This is a genomic window from Mycobacterium sp. (genome assembly GCF_049585075.1).
In the GTDB taxonomy this organism is placed as follows: domain Bacteria; phylum Actinomycetota; class Actinomycetes; order Mycobacteriales; family Mycobacteriaceae; genus Mycobacterium.
Map to the genome: position 1 here is coordinate 1 of NZ_JBAUZA010000299.1, position 2,519 is coordinate 2,519.

The following is a 2,519-nucleotide window of genomic DNA, read 5'->3' on the forward strand; positions in this document are numbered from 1 at the left end:
CCGTCGGACAAACGCGGCCCAGTCACTTCGGTTGCGCAGCCAGAGCACTCCGGCGACAACATAGGGCAGGACAAAAAACGACATGTAGATGCCGCTGATGATCACCTCCCACCACGGGGGTTGCGGCAGCTTGATGCGCTCCTGCAACCACACGGTCGGGACGGTGCCAAAAAACAACCACTTGTCCGCCTGTGGCTGGAAGTGCCACAACGTGGGCGCACCGACCAGTGTTGCCGCACCCCGGCTGAGGTCATACACAACCAGCACAAGCGCAAACGGGAGCCAGTCGCGCACGACCGCGAGTACCTTGTGCCCGCGACCGATGCTGGCGGCAATGAGCCCGGTGGCGATGTAGAGCAGCAGCAGTTCGCGATTGAATGCGAGCCCGTCCGTCAGGGACCGGTAGACCACAACAAGGGCCCAGGTGGTGACCGCCATCCGCCGGGCGAACGTGAGCCAACGCTCCCGGGTTTCGATGGGTTCGAGGTCAAAGTCGGCGACGGACCCGGGGCGCGCCAACGACATGGCTTTCGGCAGTTGTGGACGGCGGAGCAGCCGGGTGGCTACCGCTTGCGGGTCACCCTTGAAGAGCCGGATCCTGCGATCAGTTGTTACTGTCACCAGTCCAACCTTATCCGTTGCCGACTGTTTCCCACGTGTTCATTCTTATAGCCATCTGCGATTGAACCAAACATTTCACCAGAAACGCTGTAGCGCAACGGCTTAGAAACGGCACGCGAGCGTCATTCATCAAACGGATGTATCCGTCGGCACCCGATCGCGTGACCCTATGTGACAGCTGTGAATTCGGCGGCCATGCTAATCAAGATCTGCCCCAATAGTAGGAGACTCCGCCGAAGATACGCCGGAACCGGGCTGGCGCGTCTGCGTCAGACTGTGCTCGTCCCAAAGTTTCTGTAGTTCGCGTTCAGTCCCGCGAGAGATCATGCCCGACGGTGCGAACAGTCGGGACGGCACGGGATCGTCTTCCGTCAACGGTTTGCCGTCACCGCGAATTGTCTTGTATACCACAACGATTGCGGCCAACACCAGGATCATGACGACAGCGGCAAACAGGATTGACAAAGTGCCTTGAATGAACGTGTTTCTGATGACGTCGTTCAGCTGACTGGCCGTCTTCGCCGAACCGAACGCTGTCTTTCCGGCAGCTTTGGCGGCGGCATATTGGGAGTGCTGAGTCCAGTAGCCCACGTTGGGATCTGGAGAAAAAATCTTCTGCCATGATGCGGTCAGGGTGACCGCAAGATCCCACACCAGTGGAATCCCTGGAATCCAGGCCCATTTCACTAGCCCCTTTTTGATGACGACCACGGTGATGACGATCAGCGCGATTGCCGCCAACAGCTGATTAGCAATACCGAATAGTGGGAACAGCGTGTTGATACCGCCCAGCGGATCGGTCACGCCCATCAGCAGGGTGCTGCCCCACGCCGCCACCACAGCGAGGCTGCAGATCCATACGCCGGGGCGCCAGCTCGGGTTTCGCAGTTTGACCAGCGGGCCACCGAAGTTACCCAGCGCGTCAGAGAGCATGAAGCGGTTAACCCTGGTCCCCGCGTCGAGGGTGGTCAGGATGAACAGTGCCTCGAACATGATCGCGAAGTGGTACCAGAAGGACTTCAGCCCGGCCCCGCCGAATACCCGCTGCAGTACTTCGGACATTCCCCAGGCCAGCGTCGGCGCTCCGCCGGTACGCGACACAATCGACTTCTCACCGACGCTGCGGGCGGCCTGAATGATCTGGTCGGCCGTGGCCGGCGCTCCGGACAGGCCGAGCTTGTTGACATATTCCGCCGCGGTGGCCGCGGTGCCGCCGGTTTGCGCGGCCGGCGCGTTGAGGGTGAAGTACAGATGCTGGTTGATGATCGACGCGGTAATCAACGCCATGACGGCGACGAACGACTCGGTGATCATGCCGCCGTAGCCGATCAGCCGCATCTGGCTTTCCTTCTCCAGCAGCTTCGGTGTCGTCCCGGAGGAGATCAGCGAGTGAAATCCGGACAGCGCGCCGCACGCGATGGTGATGAACAGGAACGGAAACAACGAGCCGGCGAACACCGGGCCGTTGCCCTTGGTGGCGAACTGCGTTGTTGCGGGTGCCTGCATTTCCGGCCTCGCGATGCAGATGCCGATCGCGAGCAGCACGATGGCGCCGACCTTCATGAACGTCGACAGGTAGTCGCGCGGCGCAAGCAGCAACCAAACCGGCAGCACCGACGCGGCGAAACCATAGATGATCAGGCACCAGCACAGCGTGACCGGGGAGAGAGTGAACCAGGATGCACCCCAGGATGTTTCGGCGACCCAGTTGCCGGACACCACGGCGAGCAGTAGCAGTGCGAAGCCGATCAGGGATACCTCCGACACCCGGCCGGGGCGCAGGAACCGAAGGTAGCAACCCATAAACAGGGCGATCGGGATGGTCATTGCGATCGAGAACACCCCCCACGGGCTTTGGGCCAGTGCTCTCACGACGATCAGCGCAAGAACCGCGATCA

Annotated in this window: 1 protein-coding gene and 1 pseudogene; both read right to left on the bottom strand. The window is 61.1% G+C overall.

Going from position 1 to position 2,519, the window contains the following annotated elements; translation table 11 throughout:
- Positions 1-525: pseudogene (locus WB785_RS14510) on the bottom strand (phosphatase PAP2 family protein); the annotation flags it as partial.
- A gap of 294 nt (positions 526-819) precedes the next feature.
- On the bottom strand, positions 820-2,519 hold a 1,700-nt coding region (locus WB785_RS14515), incomplete at its 5' end, for a carbon starvation CstA family protein (protein ID WP_424080031.1).